The following is a 20173-nucleotide window of genomic DNA, read 5'->3' as shown; positions in this document are numbered from 1 at the left end:
GTACAAACAAACGTAGGGGCACGGCATGCCGTGCCCCTACCATCGCAAATCGAATGTTTCCGGATTACGCCGGGTTGTTCTTCTTGAACTCCTTCATGAACTCGGCAAGCCTCTGCGCACCTTCGAGCGGTACAGCATTGTACATAGACGCGCGTATGCCGCCAACGGAGCGATGACCCTTCAAACCTTTCAATCCTGCCTTGGACGCCTCGGAAGCGAACTTGGCCTCCAACTCCTCGGAGGGAAGGCGGAAGGTGATGTTCATCCTGGACCTGTATCCCGGTTCCGCGTGGCCTTTGTAGTAATCACTGTTACTGTCGATTATGTTGTAAATGATGTCTGCCTTCTTGTTATTAACAGCCTCGATCTTTTCCACGCCGCCCTGCTCCTCGATCCACTGCAGAACCTCATGAACAACGAAGATTGCGGTGACGGGACAGGTGTTAAAGCTGGAGTTGTTCTCCACGTGCGGCTGGTAATTCAGCATCGTGGGGGTATTCGCCGGCGCCTTACCGACAAGGTCTTTGCGGATGATGACACAGGTAACGCCTGCAGGCCCCATGTTCTTCTGCGCACCGGCATAGATAATACCGAATTTGCTGACATCTATCTTCCGTGACAGTATATCGGAAGACATATCGGCCACCAGAGGAACTCTCTTCGTCTCCGGGAACGACTGCCACTGCGTTCCATAGATGGTATTGTTGGATGTGATATGGCAGTAGGCCGCGTCCGGCGTAAGCCTGAGGTCGGTTTGAGCCGGCAATTTCTTGTAGTTGAGCTCCTTCGTAGAGGCGGCTACGTTCACCTTCCCGATAAGTTTGGCCTCTTTGATAGCCCTGCTGGCAAAATAGCCGGTATCGATGTAATCGGCGACCTTGCCGGACGTCAGCAGGTTAATAGGGACCATGGAGAACTGCAGGGTCGCCCCTCCCTGGAGGAACAATACCTTATAGTCATCGGGAATCCCCATGATAGCGTGCAGTTTCTTTTCCGTATCCGCCAGCAGCGCGTCGAATTCCTTGGCGCGATGGCTTATTTCCATAATGGACATGCCGGTATTGGCGAAATTGAGAATAGCCTTGCTGGTGCTCTCTAATACCGGTTCCGGCAGCATGGCCGGGCCGGGGTTGAAAATGATTATGTCGCGTGTCAAATCGGTCTCCTTTCATAAGTGATGCCGACCATTATAATTCTATACGAAACCCCATATACCCGTAAAGACGGCAAATGCCGCAACCTATATGCCGATCAAATGTATGGGCACGGCGTGCCGTGCCCCCTGCCATATCAAACACAAACCGCAGCGACATCCCGCCCGACAATCAATCATTCTCCTTGACAAAGGTAGCTGTAAATTGTAACTTTAGTTGAGATTTCAACCCGAGTCAACTATAGAAAGAGGTACAGGATTCTAATGTCATCATCCTTCCAAACTGTGGAAGGATGATCCGGATGTAGGGGCAGGCCTTGTGCCTGCCCGCCGTGGGCGACCACGAGGGTCGCCCCTACAGATTGCGTCGGACAATGACAAAGAGAAAACAGAAATATAGGGGCTGATTCGCTCTTAATCGAAACCATATTTAGATAGAGAAATATATGACTACACCAAAACCATCGGTGCCCTCCGATTTCATTAGGGACATCATCAACGAAGACCTCAAGTCGAATAAAAACGACGGGCGCGTTCATACACGCTTCCCCCCCGAGCCCAACGGCTACCTCCACATCGGGCACGCCAAATCGATATGCCTCAACTTCGGCATCGCGCAGCAGTACGGCGGCAAGTGCAACCTGCGCTTCGACGACACCAATCCGACCAAGGAAGAGGAAGAATACGTCGAATCAATCAAGGACAGCGTGCGCTGGCTCGGCTTCGACTGGGAGGACAGGCTGTACTTCGCATCCGATTATTTTGAGCAGATGTATGATTATGCCGTCCAGCTTATCAAAGCAGGCAAGGCCTACGTAGACGATCTGAGTGCGGACGAAATAAGGGAATACCGCGGCACGCTGACCCAGCCGGGCAGGAACAGCCCTTACCGAAACCGCTCCATCGAAGAGAACCTCGACCTGTTTCAGCGCATGCGCGCCGGTGAGTTCGATGACGGCTCTCGTGTACTGCGCGCCAAGGTCGATATGTCATCGCCCAACCTTAACCTGCGCGACCCGGTTATGTACCGCATCTTGCACGAGGAGCACCACAACACCGGCGGCAAGTGGTGCGTATACCCGATGTACGACTGGGCGCACGGGCTGGAGGACTCCATCGAAAGGATAACGCACTCGATTTGCACGCTGGAGTTCGAGGACCATCGCCCGCTGTACGACTGGTTTCTCGACCAGTTAAATGTCCATCACCCGAGGCAGATAGAGTTCGCGCGGCTCAATTTGAGCTACACTCTGATGAGCAAACGCAAGCTGCTGCAGCTTGTACAACAGGGCATTGTCGTGGGCTGGGACGACCCGCGATTACCGACCATCGCGGGACTGCGCCGGCGCGGTTATACGCCCGAAGCCATCCGTGACTTCTGCGAGCGCATCGGCGTGGCCAAGACGGACAGCACCATCGACATGGCACTGCTTGAACACTGCGTCAGGGAAGATCTTAATAAGCGGGCCCCCAGAGTGATGGCCGTGGTGCGACCGTTACGCGTCATCATCGACAACTATCCGGAAGGCCAGGTCGAAGAGCTTGACGCCGTCAACAATCCCGAAGACCCGTCGATGGGTTCGCGCAAGGTGCCGTTCTCCCGCGTGCTGTACATCGAGCGAGACGACTTCCGCGAGACTCCGCCCAAGGGCTTCTTCAGACTATTCCTCGACAATGAGGTGCGCCTGCGCTATGCCTACCTGATCAAATGCGTCGATGTGGTGAAAGACAAGAACGGCGAGGCGGTCGAGCTGCATTGCACCTATGATCCGGCCACGCGCGGCGGCAACACGCCGGACGGCCGCAAAGTGAAGGGAACAATTCACTGGCTGTCGGCTCAGCACGCGGTCGAAGCAGAGATGCGGCTGTATGACAGGCTTTTCACCGTGGAGAATCCCAGCGACGTAGTCGAAGGTTGCGAGAGCGTCATCAACCCGAACTCACTCGAAACCGTCAGCGGTTATGTCGAGCCGAGCTTATCCAGCGTGGCGCCTGAAAGCCGGTACCAGTTCGAGCGCCTGGGCTATTTCTGCGCCGACCTGAAGGACTCGACTAAAGAACATCTCGTTTTCAACCGCACCATCGGCCTGCGCGACACCTGGGCCAAGATAGAGAAGAAGGGCTAGACCGTAACTACAGAAGAAAGCGATTATTCCAAACTGTGGAAACTAAACACCTTATCTTTATATTGGTAATAGATATTGCCTTCATCATATGTGGGTTATTCATGTTTATGAATCGCAAGGTAAATCTGCGTGAGTATTTAAAGTGTCCATACTGGCTCTGGAAATCAGATCTTTACAATGCTAGGGGCAATATATTTCGGAAGCTATCTTTTTTTATCGCATTAGTCGCTGTCATCTGGATGTTCTTTTTAATTAAATCAAGTTAATATCACCGGTATAGACAGAGAGTTCCATATAGATTAGCGTCAAACTTATAGCTTCGACACCCTCTTCACTGCCTCCTCCAAATCATGCGGCAGCGGCGCGGTGAACTCCGCCCACTTGCCGTTCGACGGCAGGTTGAAGCCGAGACGGGCAGCGTGCACGAACTGCCTGGCGGCAATATCCGATTTCTTGCCGTAAACGCCATCCCCAACCACCGGGAACCCCAGTGCCGAGAGGTGCACCCTTATCTGATGCGTGCGCCCGGTATCCAGCGTCACTTCAAGCAGCGTGTATCCCTTGAAGTATTTGATAACGCTGTAGCGCGTGCGCGCCTCGCGGCCGGAATCGACAACGGCCATGCGCTTGCGGTTGGACGGATCGCGTCCCATTGGAGCCTCGATAACGCCTTTATCAGGAGTCACACGCCCGTGCACCAGCACGGTATATTGCTTAAGCACTGTGCGCTCTTTGATCTGACTCGAGAGGTCGCGCTGGGCGGCATCGTTCTTGGCTATCATCATCACACCGGAGGTATCTTTATCCAGGCGATGCACGATGCCAGGACGTATCGAGCCGTTGATGCTAAGCGCAGGACAGTGTGCCAGTATCGCGTTCACCAGCGTGTGCTCGGAGTGCCCCGGCGCCGGATGGACCGTCAGACCCGTAGGCTTATCGATGACGAGCACGTCGTCATCCTCATAAACAATCGACAGCGGTATATCCTCGGGCTGTGGAGCGATAGGCTGGGGATCCGGGACATCGACAACGATGCGATCCCCTTCCCGAATCTTGTATCCGCTCTTTGAGGCTCGTCCGTTCACGGTGACAAACCCGTCATCGGTCAAACGCTGCACGTGCGACCGCGACAACTGCGGGCACCGGGCAGCGACGTAGCTGTCGAGGCGGCTCCCCGCTTCGTATGCGACAAGCTCAATCCTTTGACTCAACCTGCTTGGCCTCCTTGCTGTCCTTTTTAATCTTGAAGAGGATATAGATTATGAGCAGCACGACGCCGATATCGATTGCCGAATCCGCCAGGTTGAACACTGGCCACGCGCCGACATCAATGAAATCCGTAACCGCACCGAATCGCACGCGGTCGATAAGGTTCCCTATTGAACCGCCCAAAATCAGTCCAAGCGAAACCTTAACCAGCATGCTATGCGCCATCTTATGGCGTGAATAAAGAAGTATTATTACGACCGACACGATGGCGGCGACCGTTATCAGGAAGGTCTGGTTCGAGAAGAAGCCGAAAACGCCTCCCGTGTTGGTGCCGTAGGTAAAACGGAAAAAGCCCTCTTCCGGTATCGACTCCCCCAGAACCATATTCGCACGCACCAGATACTTTGACAGTTGGTCCAGACCGATAACGATGCCAGCGATAAGGAAGAACCACATCTCACATATCAACGTTTTCCTGTTTATCGATTTCATTCGCATTCAGAGGTACCCGGATATATCATGGCGCTAGTCTAACATAGAAGCAACTGCGGGGCTAGATGCATTTGCTATGCATTCCTTGTCATTGCGAGCGAAGCGAAGCAATCTCCTATTACGCCACACTATACCAACTACTAGATTGCCACGTCGTCCTTCTATAGATTCTTATTATGGAAGGACTCCTCGCAATGACGTTTAAAAAGAGGTGCCCCGATTTATCGGGGCCGGGGGTTTGGGGGTGTCCCCCATTTTTTTTTACATCCCCCAAGATTGGGGGACAGCAGGGGGTTGATTGAGGCTTTTGCCTCATGCCCTCAAAGCAGTACAATTACACCATGGATAAAGGAACCTATATCCTGACGATGAAGCTGGACAAGCCCGCCGACATCACCATCGGCAAGCTGGGGCGCTTCACCTTCCCCGCCGGGCGCTACCTCTATTTCGGCAGCGCCATGAACGGTTTGAACGCCCGCATATTAAGGCATCTGCGAAGCGACAAGAAACTGCACTGGCATATAGATTACTTTCTGAAAAAAGCGACAATAGTCGACGTATGGTACGTTGAAAGCGGGGAGAGGCTGGAGTGCGATTTATGTCAAGAAGCGATGGAATTTCCAGAAGCCCATATTCCGGTCAAAGGATTCGGCTCATCCGATTGCAAGTGTGAATCTCATTTGCTGTATTTCGGATAACCGAGCTACCTGTACCTTTTGACCTCGAAGCGATACAGCTTCACCGGCATGTTAGCGGGAATGCCGGCCTTGGCGCGGCATATCTCGATCTGGTACTGAACCGTATCGACGCCCTCAAGGTCGGGGAGCAGCAATCCGCGGCGACCGCCGGCCTCGACGATGACGCCGTACTTCTTGGGATCAAGTTCAGCCTCACTGGCGACAGGCTCTGGGGCAGTTAGAACATCGACGCTGTATTCGAGCGACGCGAGCTCTTCAGGGGAGACGGCGGGGAAGCGGGGATCGCGGGTGGCGGAACGCACCGCGTTGGCCATAATCTCCTCGGCCACGGTCTTGCGCTCAGGCGCAAAGGTGCCGATGCATCCGCGCAGGTTGCCTCCGATCTTCAGGGAAACAAAAACCCCGGCCTGCTCGCGCATTTCCGGGATTAAATCATCCGGCCCCCGTGGAACCTTCCCCTCGCGCACGTAACTCTCGATGGTACGTCTGGCCAGTTCCACTAACGGATGCATAAGTCCCTCACTTTTTAATGATCACTCCGGCGTAACCTACAACCCTGTGAAAATCGCCGGTCACATCTCCGCTGGTCTGATACATGACCAGCTCCGCTTTCTTCGCGCCCAGCTCCTTACACGCATGTATCATGGTCGCCACAGGAGCGTAGCCGCACATCGTAATGTGGTGTTCTTTGATACGCTTCAAAAGCTCGTCAGCATCGAGCGCGAGTATGGCCTCGATAGCCTTGAAGTCATTCTCCTTTGCCGCCGCCTGCGATTCATAGTGCGACATATCGCTGCTGGCCATAATGACCACCTTACCGTTCGACTCCTTAATTGCCTTCGCTATGCCCTTACCGATATCCTTATACACGTCGCCCGAAGCATCACCCATTAGGACTATCGGAACGAATTTCACGTCCTCTTTGAAATACTGCAGGAACGGCAATTGCACCTCGATCGAGTGTTCGCCAAGATGGGCTTTCTCATCCTTCTGAAGATAGCTTGTCGATGCAAGTATGGCCTTGGCCATCTCGCCGTCTATCTCCATATCGCCAAGCGGCGTGCGCCACGTCCCCTCCGCCATGATGCTGTAGGGCTGTCCCAGCCCCGTATGGTTCGGACCCAATATGACAAAGGTATCCTTGAATTTAATCCTCGATATGACCGCACCCGCCACCGCGCCCGAGAAGTTATATCCCGCATGGGGGGCAAGAACACCAAGCACATCCTCAGCAGGCGTCTTCCTATCGATAAGGTCATCGATCCGCTCTTCAAGGAAAGATCGCGTACCCGGATAAAATCTTCCTGCAACTACTGGAAATCTAAACATCGCATACCTCTCCAACCCTTACATTCACTTCCGCACCGCACTTACGACACCTTGATTTATCCAAACCAATGATTTTTGTATTATAACCGATTCTGGAAATAAGTAAACTACCGCACGAGTAACATTCAGTGTTTTCATGGCTATTCCCAGGCACATTTCCCATGTAGATGAAGCGAAGTCCCGCCTTCATACCGATGTCATAGGCATGCTCAAGCGAGGACAGAGGCGTCGGCGGAATGTGCTCCATCTTATGCTGCGGATAGAAGCGCGTGATATGCCACGGCGTGAGCTCGCCGAGGCTGTCCCTTATCCAGCGCGCTATCCCCTCCAGTTGTTCGTCGTCATCATTCATGGCAGGAGTGATGTTCGTCACCACCTCAACATGCATGTTCCACTTATGTCTGGCCCTCTTTGCCACATCCAGTATGCCGCGCCATTGGGTAACCCTAGCAAGTTCCTTATACAGCCTGTCGCTGAATCCCTTTATATCTACGCGATAAGCGCCCAGATACGGGCCTATCATGTCAAGCGCTTCCTCGGTAATGTAGCCGTTCGTCACATAAACGGTGTACAGGCCTTTCTCCTTCGCCAGCCTGGCCGAATCCAGGGTATATTCGAACCATACGGCCGGTTCGTTATAAGTCCACGCGATACCTGCGCTACCGCTACGCAAGGCGGAATCGACGGCCTGCTCCGGTGTTATCGTTCGCGATCCCTCCAGAGACGACACGTCCGTGCAGGCTATCTGCCAGTTCTGGCAGCCGGTGCAGTGGAAATTGCAGCCCCATGTGCCGAGTGAGTAGACGGAAGTGCCCGGGTAGAAATGGAACAGGGGTTTTTTCTCTATGGGGTCTACAGCGGCCGATGAAACAATAGAGTAGTTCAGGCAGTAGAGGACGCCTTCGATGTTCTGGCGCATGCGGCACACCCCGTACTTGCCGGGGCTGATCTCGCAGCGCCACTGGCATACGTTGCACTTCACACGAGAGCTGGAGAGCTTCTCGTAAAGCAGAGCCTCTCGCATCTCGGTCCTCCAATTATGTATTGTAGTCGAATTGAAAGGACACAGCAAGCCGCACCCCTGCAACTTGGATCGATAAGAGGTACCCCGATGAATCGGGGACGGGGGATTGGGTGTATCCCCTAAACAAAAATCCACTGTAGGGGCGAATGGCCATTCGCCCTTTCTGGATTGCCCGATCAAGTCGGGCAATGACAGTAGTAAATATGGAAGACTACAAGTAGATTCGGTCACATCGACCACCACTCGAACTTGAAAAACAGAGGTACAGGAGACAGCGTCTCCTGACGGGGGATTGGGGGTGTCCCCCATCCTTACTTTTCATCCCCCAAGACTGGGGGATAACAGGGGGTTGACATACCTCAATCACGATTCAAACTTGACCCGCCAGCGTTCCAATTGGTAGACTGGTTACAGATAAATCGCAATCGAGATATTTACAGATGTTTGTTATCGGTCTCACGGGAGGAATACTCAGCGGCAAGAGCACCATAGCTCAGATGCTTGCTGAAAAAGGCGCTGCCGTTATCGACGCCGACAAGCTGGCCCATGAGGCATACAAACCCGACACGCAGCTTAACCAGGAGCTTGTTGATGAATTCGGGCCGGACATCAGAAAAGCGGACGGCTCCATAGACCGTAAGAAGCTGAGTCGTATCGTTTTCGGCGACGAGAAAGCGCTGGCCCGCCTCAATGCGATAGTGCACCCGCGAATGAAAGAAATAGCACGCGGTGAAATCGAGCGTTTCAGAAAGAAAGGCACCCGTGTCGTCGTCCTTGAAGCCGCCCTGCTCATCGAAGCCGCATGGACCGACCTGGTCAACGAGGTGTGGGTGGCGCTCACGCCGCCGGACATAGCAGTACAACGCCTCAAGGAGCGCGGCGGCCTCAGCGAGGATGAAGCGCGGGCGCGCATCCAGGCGCAGCTCCCGCCAGCCGAGCGCGCGAAGCACGCCGATGTCATCATCAATACGGACTGCGACAAATCCGAGGTCAGGGCCCAGGTTGACAAACTATGGAAGACGGTTGCAAACAAGGAGGTTCGCCAGTGACTCCCGCCGATACCAGTAATACTGTTGAGATAATGAGACTTTTCATGGAGCCGAAATCGATTGCGCTCGTCGGCCTGACCAGAGCCACCGGGGCTTTCGGATGGAACGTTATGGAACATCTGAAAGGATACGGTTACAAGGGTAAACTGTACCCTGTGAACCCCGGCGCCGACGAGATACTTGGGATTAAGTGCTACCGTAGCCTTGCGGAGATACCCGACGATATCGACCTCGCCGTTATCCTGACGCCGAGCAGACACGGCCCGAAGCTGGTAAAGGAATGCGTTGATAAAGGCATAAAGGCTATCACTATAGTCGGGCAGGGCTACGCCGACGCGGACGCGGAAGGCAAGAGGCTTCAGGATGAGGTGGTGCGCATCGCGCGCGAGGGAGTCGCCCGCATCGTCGGGCCCAACACGTTCGGCACGGGCAACGCATATCATCACTTCAACACGGCATTCACCCGCATCGCAATGCACGAAGTACCCACCGGCGTGATATGCCAAACCGGTCTCTATATGAGCGGCCTGCCGTACTTCCCTATCGTGGGCAAGGGCATCGATATCGGCAACGCCTGCGATATAGACTTCGCCGACGGGCTGGAATACTTCGAGGACGACCCGATGGTTAAGGTCATCATGCTCTACATAGAAGGAATGAGGAACGGCCGCCGCTTCATGGAAGTCGCCGGACGCGTGTCGAAAAAGAAACCGATACTGGCGCTGAAATCAGGACGCTGCGACGACTCTGCCAGAGCGGCGCAATCGCACTCGGGAAGCCTTGCCGGCAGTGACGAGGTCTACGACGCCGCCTTTAAGCAGTGCGGCGTGCTGCGAGTCACAGGCGAGAACGAATTCCAGGACATGACCAGGGCATTCTTGAAATTGCCGCTGATGAAAGGAAGAAATGTAGGTATCATCAGCATCACGGGCGGCGGCGCCATCATGGCCACGGACGCCTGCGCGCGCCACGGGCTGAAACTGGCCAAACTGTCCGACGCCAGTTTAAAGAAGCTGAAGACCTTAGCCCCGCCCTGGCAGCATCTGGGCAACCCCGCCGATATTTGGCCGCCGTCGATGATAGCAGGCAACCCGCTTCACGTTGTGCTGGCCACAGTCCTAGAAACGTTCGCCGCCGACGATAATGTTGACGGCCTGTTCATCATACTGCCGGGCGAGTACCACCCGCTGATGGACCCCGTGCTCGACTGCTTCAAACTCATAGATAAATACGATAAGCCCGCCGTACTCTGGTGCTACAGCATAGAGATCGATAAGGTAGTGCCTCTGATTGAATCCAGGGGGCGCATCGTGCACTATCACACCATGGATCAAGCCGCTAATGTATTATCTAAACTTAACGATTATTACGAGTACCTTAATCGCGGCGACGTGTAAACGGACAGCGCATGTTTAAAGAAGAGCTAAGGCGAATACTGGCGCAGCGCGAGAAAAAGGTCATTCTGTTCTCAGACAAGCCGTTGCGCCCCGCCGCCGTGCTGATCCCTATCTATAAGAAGGACGGCGAGTGCCACGTACTGCTCACAAAAAGGACCGAGGAGCTGGAATATCATAAAGGGCAGATATGCTTTCCCGGCGGCTCGCATCACGAGACGGACGGCAGCCTTAAGGATACCGCGCTGCGCGAGGCATATGAAGAAGTAGGGATACGGCCGGAGGACGTGGAGATTCTGGGTGAGCTCGACGGCTTCGGCACGCTTACCAGCAACTTTCTCATTACACCGTTCGTAGGCGTCATCCCGTATCCGTACAAATTCGTCGTGAGCGAGCACGAGATCGACGAACTGGTAGAGGTTCCGTTATCGGCGCTGGCAGATGATAGCAACTACTGGGAGGAGATACGCTCTGCCGAGGGAGTCACCGGCAAGGCGAGCTTTTTCAAATACAAGGACAAGGTCGTCTGGGGCGCTACCGCCCGCATCCTCAAACAATTTGTCGACCTCACAATCAAAAAAATCGACGATAATATCGATCCAAAATAAAAGGGGGCGGAAGTTATCTGCCCCCTTCGGCGAGCCCTACACTACTAATCATTTCTTCTCTTTTTTCTCGCCTTCGATGGCCTTCCTGGCCTTGACCTCGATCTTCTTAGGCTTGGCTTCCTCAGCCTTCGGAATCTTTATAGTCAGTACTCCGTCCTCGGTTGTAGCTTCCGCCTTCTCGGTCTTCAGAGAACCCGGCAATCCGATGCTGCGGGCAAAGCTGGTGTGATAATGCTCGCGATAGAGGTAATCCTCATCCTTAACCTCCTTCCCTCCCTCTGCTTTGCCTTTAATAGTAAGGACATCATCAGCTATGTTAATCTCGACATCGTCCTCTTTGACGCCGGGCACGGTCGCCTTTACCACCACCTCATCCTTGGTCTGGTACATATCAATAAGCGGTTGTATCTCCCTATTCATCACCCCTACCGACCTCGAAGGCCGCACGAAGCTGTCCTCCATAAGCTGATCCATCGCCTGCCTCAGGCTCATCAAATCCGAAAATGGTTGCCAGCGAACAATAGCCATGGTATTTTCCTCCTTTCATTTTTAGCTGTCTTCAATACTCAAGAAACTTATTGCCAAGTCTCGATATCAACTTGATTTCCCGCTCTCACATATGAATCACCTCCCGTCTCGTATTTGACTAAAATTAATTTAGCATATTAACAATATTTTGTCAAGATATATCTATAAATATATATAATAATATTGTTGACAAATTAATATACATAGTTTATAGTAGGATTTGAGTGAGGTTAATAATGCCATCGAAAGATCTTTATAAAATACTCGGGCTAAGCAAAACGGCCTCTGATAAGGACATCAAGCAGGCCTATCGCAAGCTGGCCCGCCAGTATCACCCAGACGTGAACCCCGGCAACAAATCGGCCGAGGAAAAATTCAAGGACATCAATAATGCTTATGAAATCCTCTCCGATCCGGAGAAACGCAAGAAGTATGACCAGTTCGGCGACAGGTGGGAATATGCCGACCAGTTCGCAGGAGCGCAGGGCAATCCTTTTGGCGGCTTCTCCGGTTTCAGGAACGCTGGGAATGCCGGTGGCGATAACTTCTCATATCAATACGTGGACATGTCCGACCTGGGTGATATCGGCGAAATATTCAAAGGTTTCACAGGCGGCGGTTTCGGCGGTAGAGGCAGGTCGTCAAGGCCGAGACAGGGAAGAGATATCGAGGCCTCAACCGAGATAACGCTTGAAGAGGCGTACAACGGCACTACACGTCTGATCCAAAACTCATCCGGACGACGTATAGAGGTTAAGATACCTGCCGGCGTCAAGAACGGACAGCGCATCAAGGTTTCGGGTAAAGGCGAACCTGGTATGTCAGGCGGTCCGGCCGGCGATATGTACCTCGCCGTATCGATACTAGAGCATGCCTTATTCCATTTGAAGGGCAACGACATCCATGTTGACGTGGTTGTGTCTCTGGCAGACGCAGTCCTGGGCGGCGAGGCCTCCGTCCCCACTCCCAAAGGCAAGAATCTGGCGTTGAAGATACCCCCCGAGACTCAGAATGGAAAGGTCTTCCGTCTGGCGGGTCAGGGCATGCCGGAGATCGGGAAAGAAAAGAAAGGAGACCTCTTCGCCAAGGTGAAGGTAGTATTGCCGGAGAACCTGACCGAGCATGAGAAGGAGCTTTTCAGGCAGCTGAAGGAAGCAAGACAGAAACGAAATTAATCGTTTAAGGCATTAAGAGGTGCGCTATGACATTCGATAAAGATGAACCTTGTTATGTGATAAGCATCGTTGCTAAAACGCTGGGTGTTCATGCCCAGACGCTGCGCTATTACGAGAAGGTCGGCCTGGTGGAACCGTCCCGTTCCAGAGGCAGGATTCGGCTCTATTCAAATAAGGATATCGAACGTTTGCGGCTGGCGCGGACGTTGATGGACGACTTGGGCGTGAACGTGGCCGGCGTGGATATCATACTCCGGCTCAAAGAGCACATAGCCGTTCTGGAAGCCGAGCTTGAAGAAGCCAAAGAGGAGATAAAACGACTTCGCGACGCGGGGTTGTAGAGACGCAAAATATTGCGTCTCTACTATAGGGTTGAATAATAAATAAACATTTTTATATTTTAAACATATCAGGAGAAACATATGAGACCGGATAAATTTACAGAACAGGCCCAGGAAGCAATAGCATTGTCACAGCAGATAGTGCGGCGCTATCAACACAGCCAGTGGGACGTGGAGCATATCTTTCTGGCGCTCCTTGAACAGAAAAAAGGTCTGACGGGTGAGATACTGCGTAGACTGAAGATACACACAGATGAAGTGCGTATGAAGGTTGAGGCGGCGCTGCAGAAGTCGCCACGTGCTGCCAGCGAAGGTACTATAATCTACGGCACGCCGCGCACGGTGCGCCTGCTCGATAATGCCGAAATGGAGGCGGACAGGCTGAAGGACGAATTCATCGGCACCGAGCATATTCTGATAGCGCTGTGCAGTGTACGTGACGGCGACGCGCCTAAGATACTCGAGGAGTTCGGCATCAATCAAGAAAAGATATATTCCGCGCTCCAGGAGATACGCGGCGGACACCGGGTCACTGACCCGCACGCGGAGAGCAAATACGGCGCGCTGGAGAAATACTGCCGCGACCTGACCATGCTGGCGCGCGAGGGCAAGCTGGACCCGGTTATCGGCCGTGAAGATGAGATAAAGCGCGTTATGCAGGTGCTGACGCGGCGCACCAAGAACAACCCCGTAATCATAGGCGAGGCCGGCGTCGGCAAGACGGCCATCGCAGAGGGCATCGCACAGAAGATAGTCAGCGACGACGTGCCGGACTCACTCAGGAACAAGCGCGTCCTGGCCCTCGATATGGGATCTCTGGTGGCCGGCTCCAAGTTCCGCGGCGAGTTCGAGGAACGTCTCAAAGCTGTAATGGATGAGGTGAGACAGGCCCAGGGTGAAATAGTCCTTTTCATCGACGAGATACATACCGTGGTCGGCGCCGGCGCCGCCGAGGGCGCTATAGACGCTAGCAACATGCTCAAACCAGCGCTGGCCCGCGGCGAACTGCAATGCATCGGCGCGACAACGCTCGACGAATATCGTAAACACATCGAAAAGGACGCCGCTCTGGAGCGACGTCTGCAGCCTGTTTATATCGACCAGCCAAGCGAGGAAGTCGCCATCGAAATGCTGCGCGCCCTGCGCCCGCGATACGAATCGCATCACCGGATACAGATAACGGACTCGGCCATCGAGGCTGCTGCCAGGCTGAGTAACCGCTATATCGCCGACCGTCACCTCCCCGATAAGGCAGTGGACCTCATCGATGAAGCCGCCGCCAAGATAAGGATAGAGGCCGGCAGTCCGCCCGCGGAGATTAAAGCCATGGAGAAGAAGATACGACAGCTCACGGACGAAGAGGAAGCCGCCTCGCAGCGCGGCGATTATGAGAACGCGGCTAAGCTCAAGGCCGAACGTCTCAAGATAGAGGGCGAGTACAACGAGGCGCGCGATAGATGGATGAAGGAAAAGAAGATAGATACCGAGGTCGATGAAGAGGACATCGCCGAGCTGGTATCGAAATGGACCGGCATACCGGTTTCGCGCATGCTGGAACAGGAGATCGATAAGCTGCTCCATATGGAGGATCGCCTGCACGAAAGGATCATCGGGCAGGATGATGCCGTCAGGATCGTCTCCGAATCGATCAGGCGCGCAAGGGCCGGGCTGAAAGACCCCAAACGTCCCATCGGCAGCTTCATCTTCTTGGGCCCAACGGGTGTGGGAAAAACGGAACTGGCGCGCGCGCTGGCAGAGTTCCTATTTGACGACGAGGACGCCATGATACGCCTCGATATGTCAGAGTACATGGAGAAGCACACTACCTCACGCCTTGTCGGCGCACCCCCGGGCTATGTCGGGTACGAGGAAGCGGGACAGCTCACAGAGGCCATACGGCGCCGTCCCTACAAGGTTGTGCTGCTAGACGAGATCGAGAAAGCGCATCCCAACGTCTTCAATATACTGCTGCAGATGCTGGATGACGGCAGGCTCACGGACGGCCACGGCAGGACGGTCGATTTCAAGAACACAGTAATAATAATGACCTCAAACCTGGGTACGGAGGAGTTCCAGCACCAATCCCTCGGCTTTTCACGGGAGGCAAAAGGCGAGGCGGAACGCAGGCGCGGCGCAGTGGAGGACGCGCTGAAAAAGACCTTCCGCCCCGAGTTCCTGAACCGTCTGGATGAGGTCGTGATATTCCAGCCTCTGACCGAGGAACAGATCAAGCAAATCGTCGACCTGGTCTTGAAGGATATCCAGAAACGGCTCGCCGAACGTAAGATCACCGTGGAGTTGACAGAGGCCGCCAAAGACAAGCTGGCCAAAGAAGGCTTCGATCCGGCGTTCGGAGCGAGACCGCTGCGCCGCACCATGCAGCGCCTGGTGGAGAACCCGCTGTCGACGAAGATACTAAAAGGCGAGTTCAAGGAAGGCGACCGCGTCGTCGTGGACGTTGGTCCGGACGGCTTCACCTTCAGCTCTTGACTTCCATCGTTCTTACCTTTACCCTTTTTCGATGAGAGTCTATGAGCGAAGAAGAAAAGAACCCGCCCATGCCTTCAGAAGGTAACTCGGTCATCGCTGTTAAGCCGAACAAAATGAGGCGGTGGGCCAGGCGCCACTGGGTCACTATCGCTACAGTAGCGATAGTCATTATCTTGAGCCTTGTGATCTACGGCACTGGCGGCATCTCCGATGACATCTCGGCATACGGTTACCTGGGCGTCTTTCTGGTATCTCTGCTCGCGGCGACCGTGCTCTTTGTCCCCATACCCAGCATACCGGTCGTCTTCCTTATGGGTGCGATCCTGAACCCGTTCCTAGTAGGATTGATGTCGGGCATAGGCGAGTCGCTGGGCGAGATAACAGGCTATACCGCCGGCTTCAGTGGCAGAGAGACCCTTGATAACAGACAGCGCTATACCAGGGTAAAGGGATGGATGAGGCGCAGGGGCACGCTAGTGCTATTCCTGTTCTCCGCTATACCCAACTTGTTTTTCAAACTGGTCGCCGTCGCCGCCGGAGCTATCAGATATCCGTTCTGGAAATACATGATCGTCATCTTTGCAGGTAAGACTCTCAAAGGCACGGTAATAGCCCTGCTGGGATACTGGTCACTGCGCCTGTTCTTACGAATGTTTATCAATTTTTGACACTGTCTGCCGTTTGTGGTAGTCTGATTATGTATAATAAATATTAGTATCATATTTTTATTATTCTCCCCGGCGGTATGGGGAGGCTTAGCGCGCAATAGTACAATAATCACGGGAACCTTGATTTTAGCTGTGTGTAGGCCCGCCCGAACGGCCGGTGGAGGATGGGAGGAGGCAAACAAATTGAGCCGATCATACAGAAGGAAACGCAGCCGCTTTCCGCAGTTGCCTACTGTTGATTTCCTGGCCGCTATCATCGGACTTATCATCGCGTTATTCTTATCCGTGCTTTTGACATTCCCACTGTCCATGCTCCCGGATAAATGGGGCCAGTTAAGCCCTATCATTGTCGGAGTTGTCCTGTGCCTTGTATTCACCATAATAACAGTGGCCCAGGGCAGGGAGATATTTCAGATATTCGGACTGCATGTTCCCGAGGGCGTGGGCGGAATCGGACGTGAAGGAATCGGTGGCAGGCTTGTGCCGCGCGCCAATCAAATCGTCGTCGATACCAGTTCACTGATCGACGGACGTATCGCCGATATAATCCAGGCTGGATTCATCACGGGCTCGCTCATTATCCCGCGCTTCGTCCTTGACGAACTGCACCACATAGCAGACTCCTACGATGCCGCACGGCGTGTACGCGGCCGACGCGGCCTCGAGGTACTCAACAAGCTGCAGAACGAGCTCGACATACATGTCGAGATATCCGATGTGGACCTAAAGGATATCCCGGACGTGGACAGCAAGCTGGTACGTCTCTCTAAACTGCTGAATTGTCCCATTATCACCAACGACTTTAACCTGAATCAGGTGGCCAAGATACAGGGGCTGGACGTCCTCAATATAAACGACCTGGCCAATGCGGTGAGGCCCGTCGTCATGCCCGGTGAAGAAATCAGCGTCCGCGTAATACAGGAGGGCAAGGAACCCGGCCAGGGAGTGGGCTTCCTGGACGACGGCACGATGATAGTCGTTGAGGACGGCCGTCATTTCTTGAACAGCGATCTGAACGTTGTGGTGACCAGAGTGCTGCAAACGTCGGCGGGGCGCATGATCTTCGCGCACCTGAAAACAAACGGCGACGTGAAACCGCAGTGACGTACACTAACACGGAACGTGCTATGGATAGAGTCGGCGCCGTTATTGTAGCCGCGGGCATGAGTAAACGCATGAGCGGAGCGGACAAGATATTCGCCGCTATTGATGGCGCGCCGCTGCTGGCCCATACCATTGCGGCCTTCCAACGCTCCCCCGTCATCGACCGCATCGTTCTAGTGCTGGCCAAAGCCAGGGTTGGAACCGGCATCGAACTGGTAAAGCAACACCAATGGACCAAAGTGATCGCGGTATGCGCCGGCGGCGCGAGACGCCAGGACTCGGTGGGTGAAGGGCTGAAACGCCTCGGCGATATCGAGTGGGTCATGATACACGACGGCGCGCGCCCGTGCCTGACTCAGGACATCATCGAGAGAGGCCTGGAAGCGGCGCAAGAGAGCGGCGCCGCCATCCCTGCGATACCCTTAGCCGACACCATCAAGGTCGTCTCAGGCGATTCATACGTGGTCGACACACCGCAACGGGACGGTCTCTACGCGGCGCAGACACCCCAGGTATTCAGATTTGATATAATATCCGCGGCCCATCGCATGGCCGAGGACGACGCCACCGACGACGCTGTCCTCGCCGAGCGCGCGGGCCATAAAGTTAAAATCTTTCCGGGATCGAGCACCAACATCAAGGTTACGACGAAGGAAGATTTGATCATCGCAGAAGCTATCATCAAATCAATAGCGAAGAGAAAACATTGAGAGCAGGGATCGGTTTCGACATACATCCGCTGGCCGAAGGGCGCAGACTCGTCCTTGGCGGCGTCGAGCTCAAGTTCGAGCGCGGTCTGGACGGACACAGCGACGCCGATGTACTGGCGCATGCCGTTATCGACGCCCTGCTGGGGGCAGCGGCGCTGGGCGACATCGGGAAACATTTCCCATACATGGACCCTCAGTATAAGGGCATATCCGGCATGGCACTGCTCGAACGCACTCAAACGATACTGAACGACAACGGGGTCACCATCGAAAATATAGACGCAACCGTTATCTGCGAGAAGCCGCGCCTGGCGGATCATACCGACCGCATGCGGGCCAACATCGCCGGGGCGCTGAGCATCGAAACCTCCCAGGTATCGGTCAAGGCCAGTACAACCAACAGCCTCGGCCTTATCGCTCAAGGAGAAGGCATCGCCGCGCTGGCCATAGCAATGATAAAGAAAGACATCGCATGAAGATACTGAACACGCTGTCATCGCAAAAAGAAGAGTTCCTGCCACCCGGATCGACGGTGAAGATGTACGTCTGCGGCGTGACGCCCTACAGCGACAGCCACATCGGGCATGCCATGAGCTACGTGCTCTTCGACGTCATCAGACGCTACCTGGAATACCGGGGCTACAAGGTAAGATACGTGCAGAACGTCACAGACATCGACGACAAGCTTATCAAGCGCGCCAATGAGTCCGGAAGCACGGTCAAGGAGCTGGCCGAGAGGTTCACCGCGTCATATTTCGAGGACATGGACGCCCTCAATATCCAGCGTGCCGACGTGTACCCTAAAGCGACCGAGGAGATACCGAAGATAATAGAGATCATTGAAGGGCTTATCGACAAAGGTCACGCATACGAGGCCAACGGCGATGTTTACTTCCGCGTAGCCGGCTTCCCCGGATACGGCAAGTTGAGCCACCGCAGGCCGGAGGACATGATCTCCGAGCCCGGCAGCGAAAATATCAAGGAAAACCCGATGGACTTTGCGCTGTGGAAGGGCGCCAAGCCCGGCGAGCCGTACTGGGACAGCCCCTGGGGTCCGGGCCGACCCGGATGGCATATCGAGTGCACGGCCATGTCCATCAAATACTTGGGCGAGCAAATCGACATCCACGGCGGCGGCAACGACCTGGTGTTCCCGCACCACGAGAACGAGATCGCGCAATCCGAGGCCTTCACCGGCAAAGCCCCGTTCGCGCGCTGGTGGATACACAACGGACTGCTGCAGCTGGGCAGCCAGAAGATGAGCAAGTCGCTGGGCAATCTTATCACGATAAAAGAAGCCTTGGGTAAACATTCACCCGATGCTATCAGGCTCTTCATCCTCAGTTCGCACTACCGCAGCCCGCTCACCGTCACCGACGACGGCTGGGACGCCGCGGAGAAGGGATCGGAGCGCCTGCGCCAGGCGGCGCGGCGCGGCAGCGATGGGAACAATTCATCCGTCTTCGACGCCGAGGACTACCGCCTGCGCTTCATCGAGGCCATGGACGATGACTTCAACACCGCCCAGGCCATCGCCGCCCTCTTCGACCTGGCGCGGGATATCAACCGTTGCGCCGAGGAAGGCTTATCCGTTATCGACGCGCAAGCATTACTCCTCGATCTCTGCAGCGTCCTTGGCCTGAAGCTGGAGGAAGCTAAGATAGACCTCGATCCAGCGCCCTACCTCGCTCTCGCAAAGGAATCGGGGATAAGCGTCGACGATGGCAAACCGGCGTCACACTATATCGAACAGCTTATCGAGAAACGCATCGAGGCCAGGAAATCCAAGGACTGGGCGCTGGCCGATAACATACGCAAGTCGCTCGCGGCCGAGGGTGTCACGCTCAAGGACACGCCGCAAGGGACGACGTGGAGCTATAAGAGGTAAAAATGGCATTATAGTTATCGCCAAAACATTTCCCTATGACCAAGCACATAATCCTTTAGAAGCGTCCTTCCGCAAACTCTCCCTGTCCCTCTCTTTGATTAAAGAGAGGGAAGACATGTGCAATTCCTCACGACAGCCCCCGCATGCCCGTAGGGGCGATCACAAGGATCGCCCGCCCGTTATGCCA

At 54.5% G+C, this 20173-nt stretch carries 20 protein-coding genes; 13 read left to right on the top strand and 7 right to left on the bottom strand.

Features of this window, described 5'->3' with window-relative positions; translation table 11 throughout:
* Positions 1 to 64 precede the first annotated feature (64 nt).
* Positions 65 to 1156, bottom strand: a complete 1092-nt coding sequence (serC, locus tag WC562_04510; GenBank protein ID MFA5055421.1) for a phosphoserine transaminase — start codon at positions 1154 to 1156, stop codon at positions 65 to 67.
* A gap of 443 nt (positions 1157 to 1599) precedes the next feature.
* Here serC and WC562_04505 point away from each other — a divergent pair, with 443 nt between their 5' ends.
* Positions 1600 to 3279 (top strand): glutamine--tRNA ligase/YqeY domain fusion protein, encoded by a 1680-nt coding sequence (locus WC562_04505; protein ID MFA5055420.1) that lies wholly within the window; start codon positions 1600 to 1602, stop codon positions 3277 to 3279.
* A 311-nt stretch (positions 3280 to 3590) separates the two neighbouring features.
* Here WC562_04505 and WC562_04500 read toward each other — a convergent pair whose 3' ends face one another.
* Together WC562_04500 and lspA are read right to left on the bottom strand one after the other, a co-directional pair.
* Positions 3591 to 4490 (bottom strand): RluA family pseudouridine synthase, encoded by a 900-nt coding sequence (locus WC562_04500; protein MFA5055419.1) that lies wholly within the window; start codon positions 4488 to 4490, stop codon positions 3591 to 3593.
* Positions 4474 to 4986 carry a signal peptidase II gene (gene lspA / locus WC562_04495; GenBank protein MFA5055418.1) on the bottom strand — a complete coding sequence of 171 codons (513 nt, stop codon included), beginning with the start codon at positions 4984 to 4986 and terminating at the stop codon, positions 4474 to 4476. Before lspA ends, WC562_04500 begins: the two co-directional genes overlap by 17 nt.
* Before the next feature lie 308 nt (positions 4987 to 5294).
* Between lspA and WC562_04490 the strand changes: the two genes are divergently transcribed.
* Positions 5295 to 5678 carry a GIY-YIG nuclease family protein gene (locus WC562_04490; GenBank protein ID MFA5055417.1) on the top strand — a complete coding sequence of 128 codons (384 nt, stop codon included), beginning with the start codon at positions 5295 to 5297 and terminating at the stop codon, positions 5676 to 5678.
* Positions 5679 to 5683: 5 nt separating this feature from the next.
* On the opposite strand, the gene amrA is transcribed toward WC562_04490, so the two are convergent.
* Genes amrA through amrS form a run of 3 tightly spaced genes read right to left on the bottom strand, consistent with a single transcriptional unit; the run spans position 5684 to position 8031 of the window.
* Entirely contained in the window at positions 5684 to 6190 is a 507-nt protein-coding gene (gene amrA / locus WC562_04485; protein ID MFA5055416.1) for an AmmeMemoRadiSam system protein A, read from the bottom strand.
* A 7-nt stretch (positions 6191 to 6197) separates the two neighbouring features.
* Positions 6198 to 7007 carry an MEMO1 family protein gene (locus WC562_04480; protein MFA5055415.1) on the bottom strand — a complete coding sequence of 270 codons (810 nt, stop codon included), beginning with the start codon at positions 7005 to 7007 and terminating at the stop codon, positions 6198 to 6200.
* Positions 7000 to 8031 (bottom strand): AmmeMemoRadiSam system radical SAM enzyme, encoded by a 1032-nt coding sequence (gene amrS, locus WC562_04475; GenBank protein MFA5055414.1) that lies wholly within the window; start codon positions 8029 to 8031, stop codon positions 7000 to 7002. The genes WC562_04480 and amrS overlap by 8 nt, the downstream gene beginning before the upstream one ends.
* Positions 8032 to 8471: 440 nt before the next feature.
* Between amrS and coaE the strand changes: the two genes are divergently transcribed.
* From coaE to WC562_04460, 3 genes are read left to right on the top strand one after another with little or no spacing between them, the layout of a single operon-like run.
* The gene (gene coaE / locus WC562_04470) at positions 8472 to 9080 is read left to right on the top strand and encodes a dephospho-CoA kinase (GenBank protein ID MFA5055413.1); all 609 of its coding nucleotides are present in this window, start codon (positions 8472 to 8474) and stop codon (positions 9078 to 9080) included.
* Positions 9077 to 10477 carry a CoA-binding protein gene (locus WC562_04465; protein ID MFA5055412.1) on the top strand — a complete coding sequence of 467 codons (1401 nt, stop codon included), beginning with the start codon at positions 9077 to 9079 and terminating at the stop codon, positions 10475 to 10477. The genes coaE and WC562_04465 overlap by 4 nt, the downstream gene beginning before the upstream one ends.
* Positions 10478 to 10488: 11 nt before the next feature.
* Positions 10489 to 11082 (top strand): CoA pyrophosphatase, encoded by a 594-nt coding sequence (locus WC562_04460; GenBank protein MFA5055411.1) that lies wholly within the window; start codon positions 10489 to 10491, stop codon positions 11080 to 11082.
* 48 nt (positions 11083 to 11130) lie between these two features.
* On the opposite strand, the gene WC562_04455 is transcribed toward WC562_04460, so the two are convergent.
* Complete coding sequence (locus tag WC562_04455; GenBank protein MFA5055410.1) at positions 11131 to 11610, bottom strand: Hsp20/alpha crystallin family protein; 480 nt, start codon at positions 11608 to 11610, stop codon at positions 11131 to 11133.
* 236 nt (positions 11611 to 11846) lie between these two features.
* Here WC562_04455 and WC562_04450 point away from each other — a divergent pair, with 236 nt between their 5' ends.
* The 8 genes from WC562_04450 (at position 11847) to cysS (ending at position 19986) form a co-directional block, all read left to right on the top strand.
* On the top strand, positions 11847 to 12785 hold the full coding sequence (locus tag WC562_04450; GenBank protein MFA5055409.1) for a J domain-containing protein: 939 nt from the start codon (positions 11847 to 11849) through the stop codon (positions 12783 to 12785).
* A gap of 26 nt (positions 12786 to 12811) precedes the next feature.
* Positions 12812 to 13126 carry a MerR family transcriptional regulator gene (locus tag WC562_04445; GenBank protein ID MFA5055408.1) on the top strand — a complete coding sequence of 105 codons (315 nt, stop codon included), beginning with the start codon at positions 12812 to 12814 and terminating at the stop codon, positions 13124 to 13126.
* 81 nt (positions 13127 to 13207) lie between these two features.
* Positions 13208 to 15616, top strand: a complete 2409-nt coding sequence (locus tag WC562_04440) for an AAA family ATPase (protein MFA5055407.1) — start codon at positions 13208 to 13210, stop codon at positions 15614 to 15616.
* Between the two features lie 41 nt (positions 15617 to 15657).
* A complete protein-coding gene (locus tag WC562_04435; GenBank protein MFA5055406.1) occupies positions 15658 to 16284 on the top strand; it encodes a VTT domain-containing protein in 627 nt (208 codons plus the stop codon).
* Positions 16285 to 16467: 183 nt separating this feature from the next.
* Positions 16468 to 17388, top strand: coding sequence for a PIN domain-containing protein (locus WC562_04430; protein MFA5055405.1), 921 nt, complete (start codon positions 16468 to 16470; stop codon positions 17386 to 17388).
* 23 nt (positions 17389 to 17411) lie between these two features.
* Positions 17412 to 18098, top strand: coding sequence for a 2-C-methyl-D-erythritol 4-phosphate cytidylyltransferase (ispD, locus tag WC562_04425; GenBank protein MFA5055404.1), 687 nt, complete (start codon positions 17412 to 17414; stop codon positions 18096 to 18098).
* Positions 18095 to 18574 carry a 2-C-methyl-D-erythritol 2,4-cyclodiphosphate synthase gene (ispF, locus tag WC562_04420; GenBank protein MFA5055403.1) on the top strand — a complete coding sequence of 160 codons (480 nt, stop codon included), beginning with the start codon at positions 18095 to 18097 and terminating at the stop codon, positions 18572 to 18574. The genes ispD and ispF overlap by 4 nt, the downstream gene beginning before the upstream one ends.
* Positions 18571 to 19986, top strand: coding sequence for a cysteine--tRNA ligase (cysS, locus tag WC562_04415; GenBank protein ID MFA5055402.1), 1416 nt, complete (start codon positions 18571 to 18573; stop codon positions 19984 to 19986). Before ispF ends, cysS begins: the two co-directional genes overlap by 4 nt.
* The last annotated feature ends 187 nt before the right edge of the window (positions 19987 to 20173 follow it).

The sequence above is a fragment of the Dehalococcoidia bacterium genome (assembly GCA_041649635.1).
Classification (GTDB): Bacteria; Chloroflexota; Dehalococcoidia; order E44-bin15; family E44-bin15; genus JAYEHL01.
Note: the sequence above shows the minus strand (reverse complement) of the source record. Positions and strands in the feature narration are given on the sequence as shown.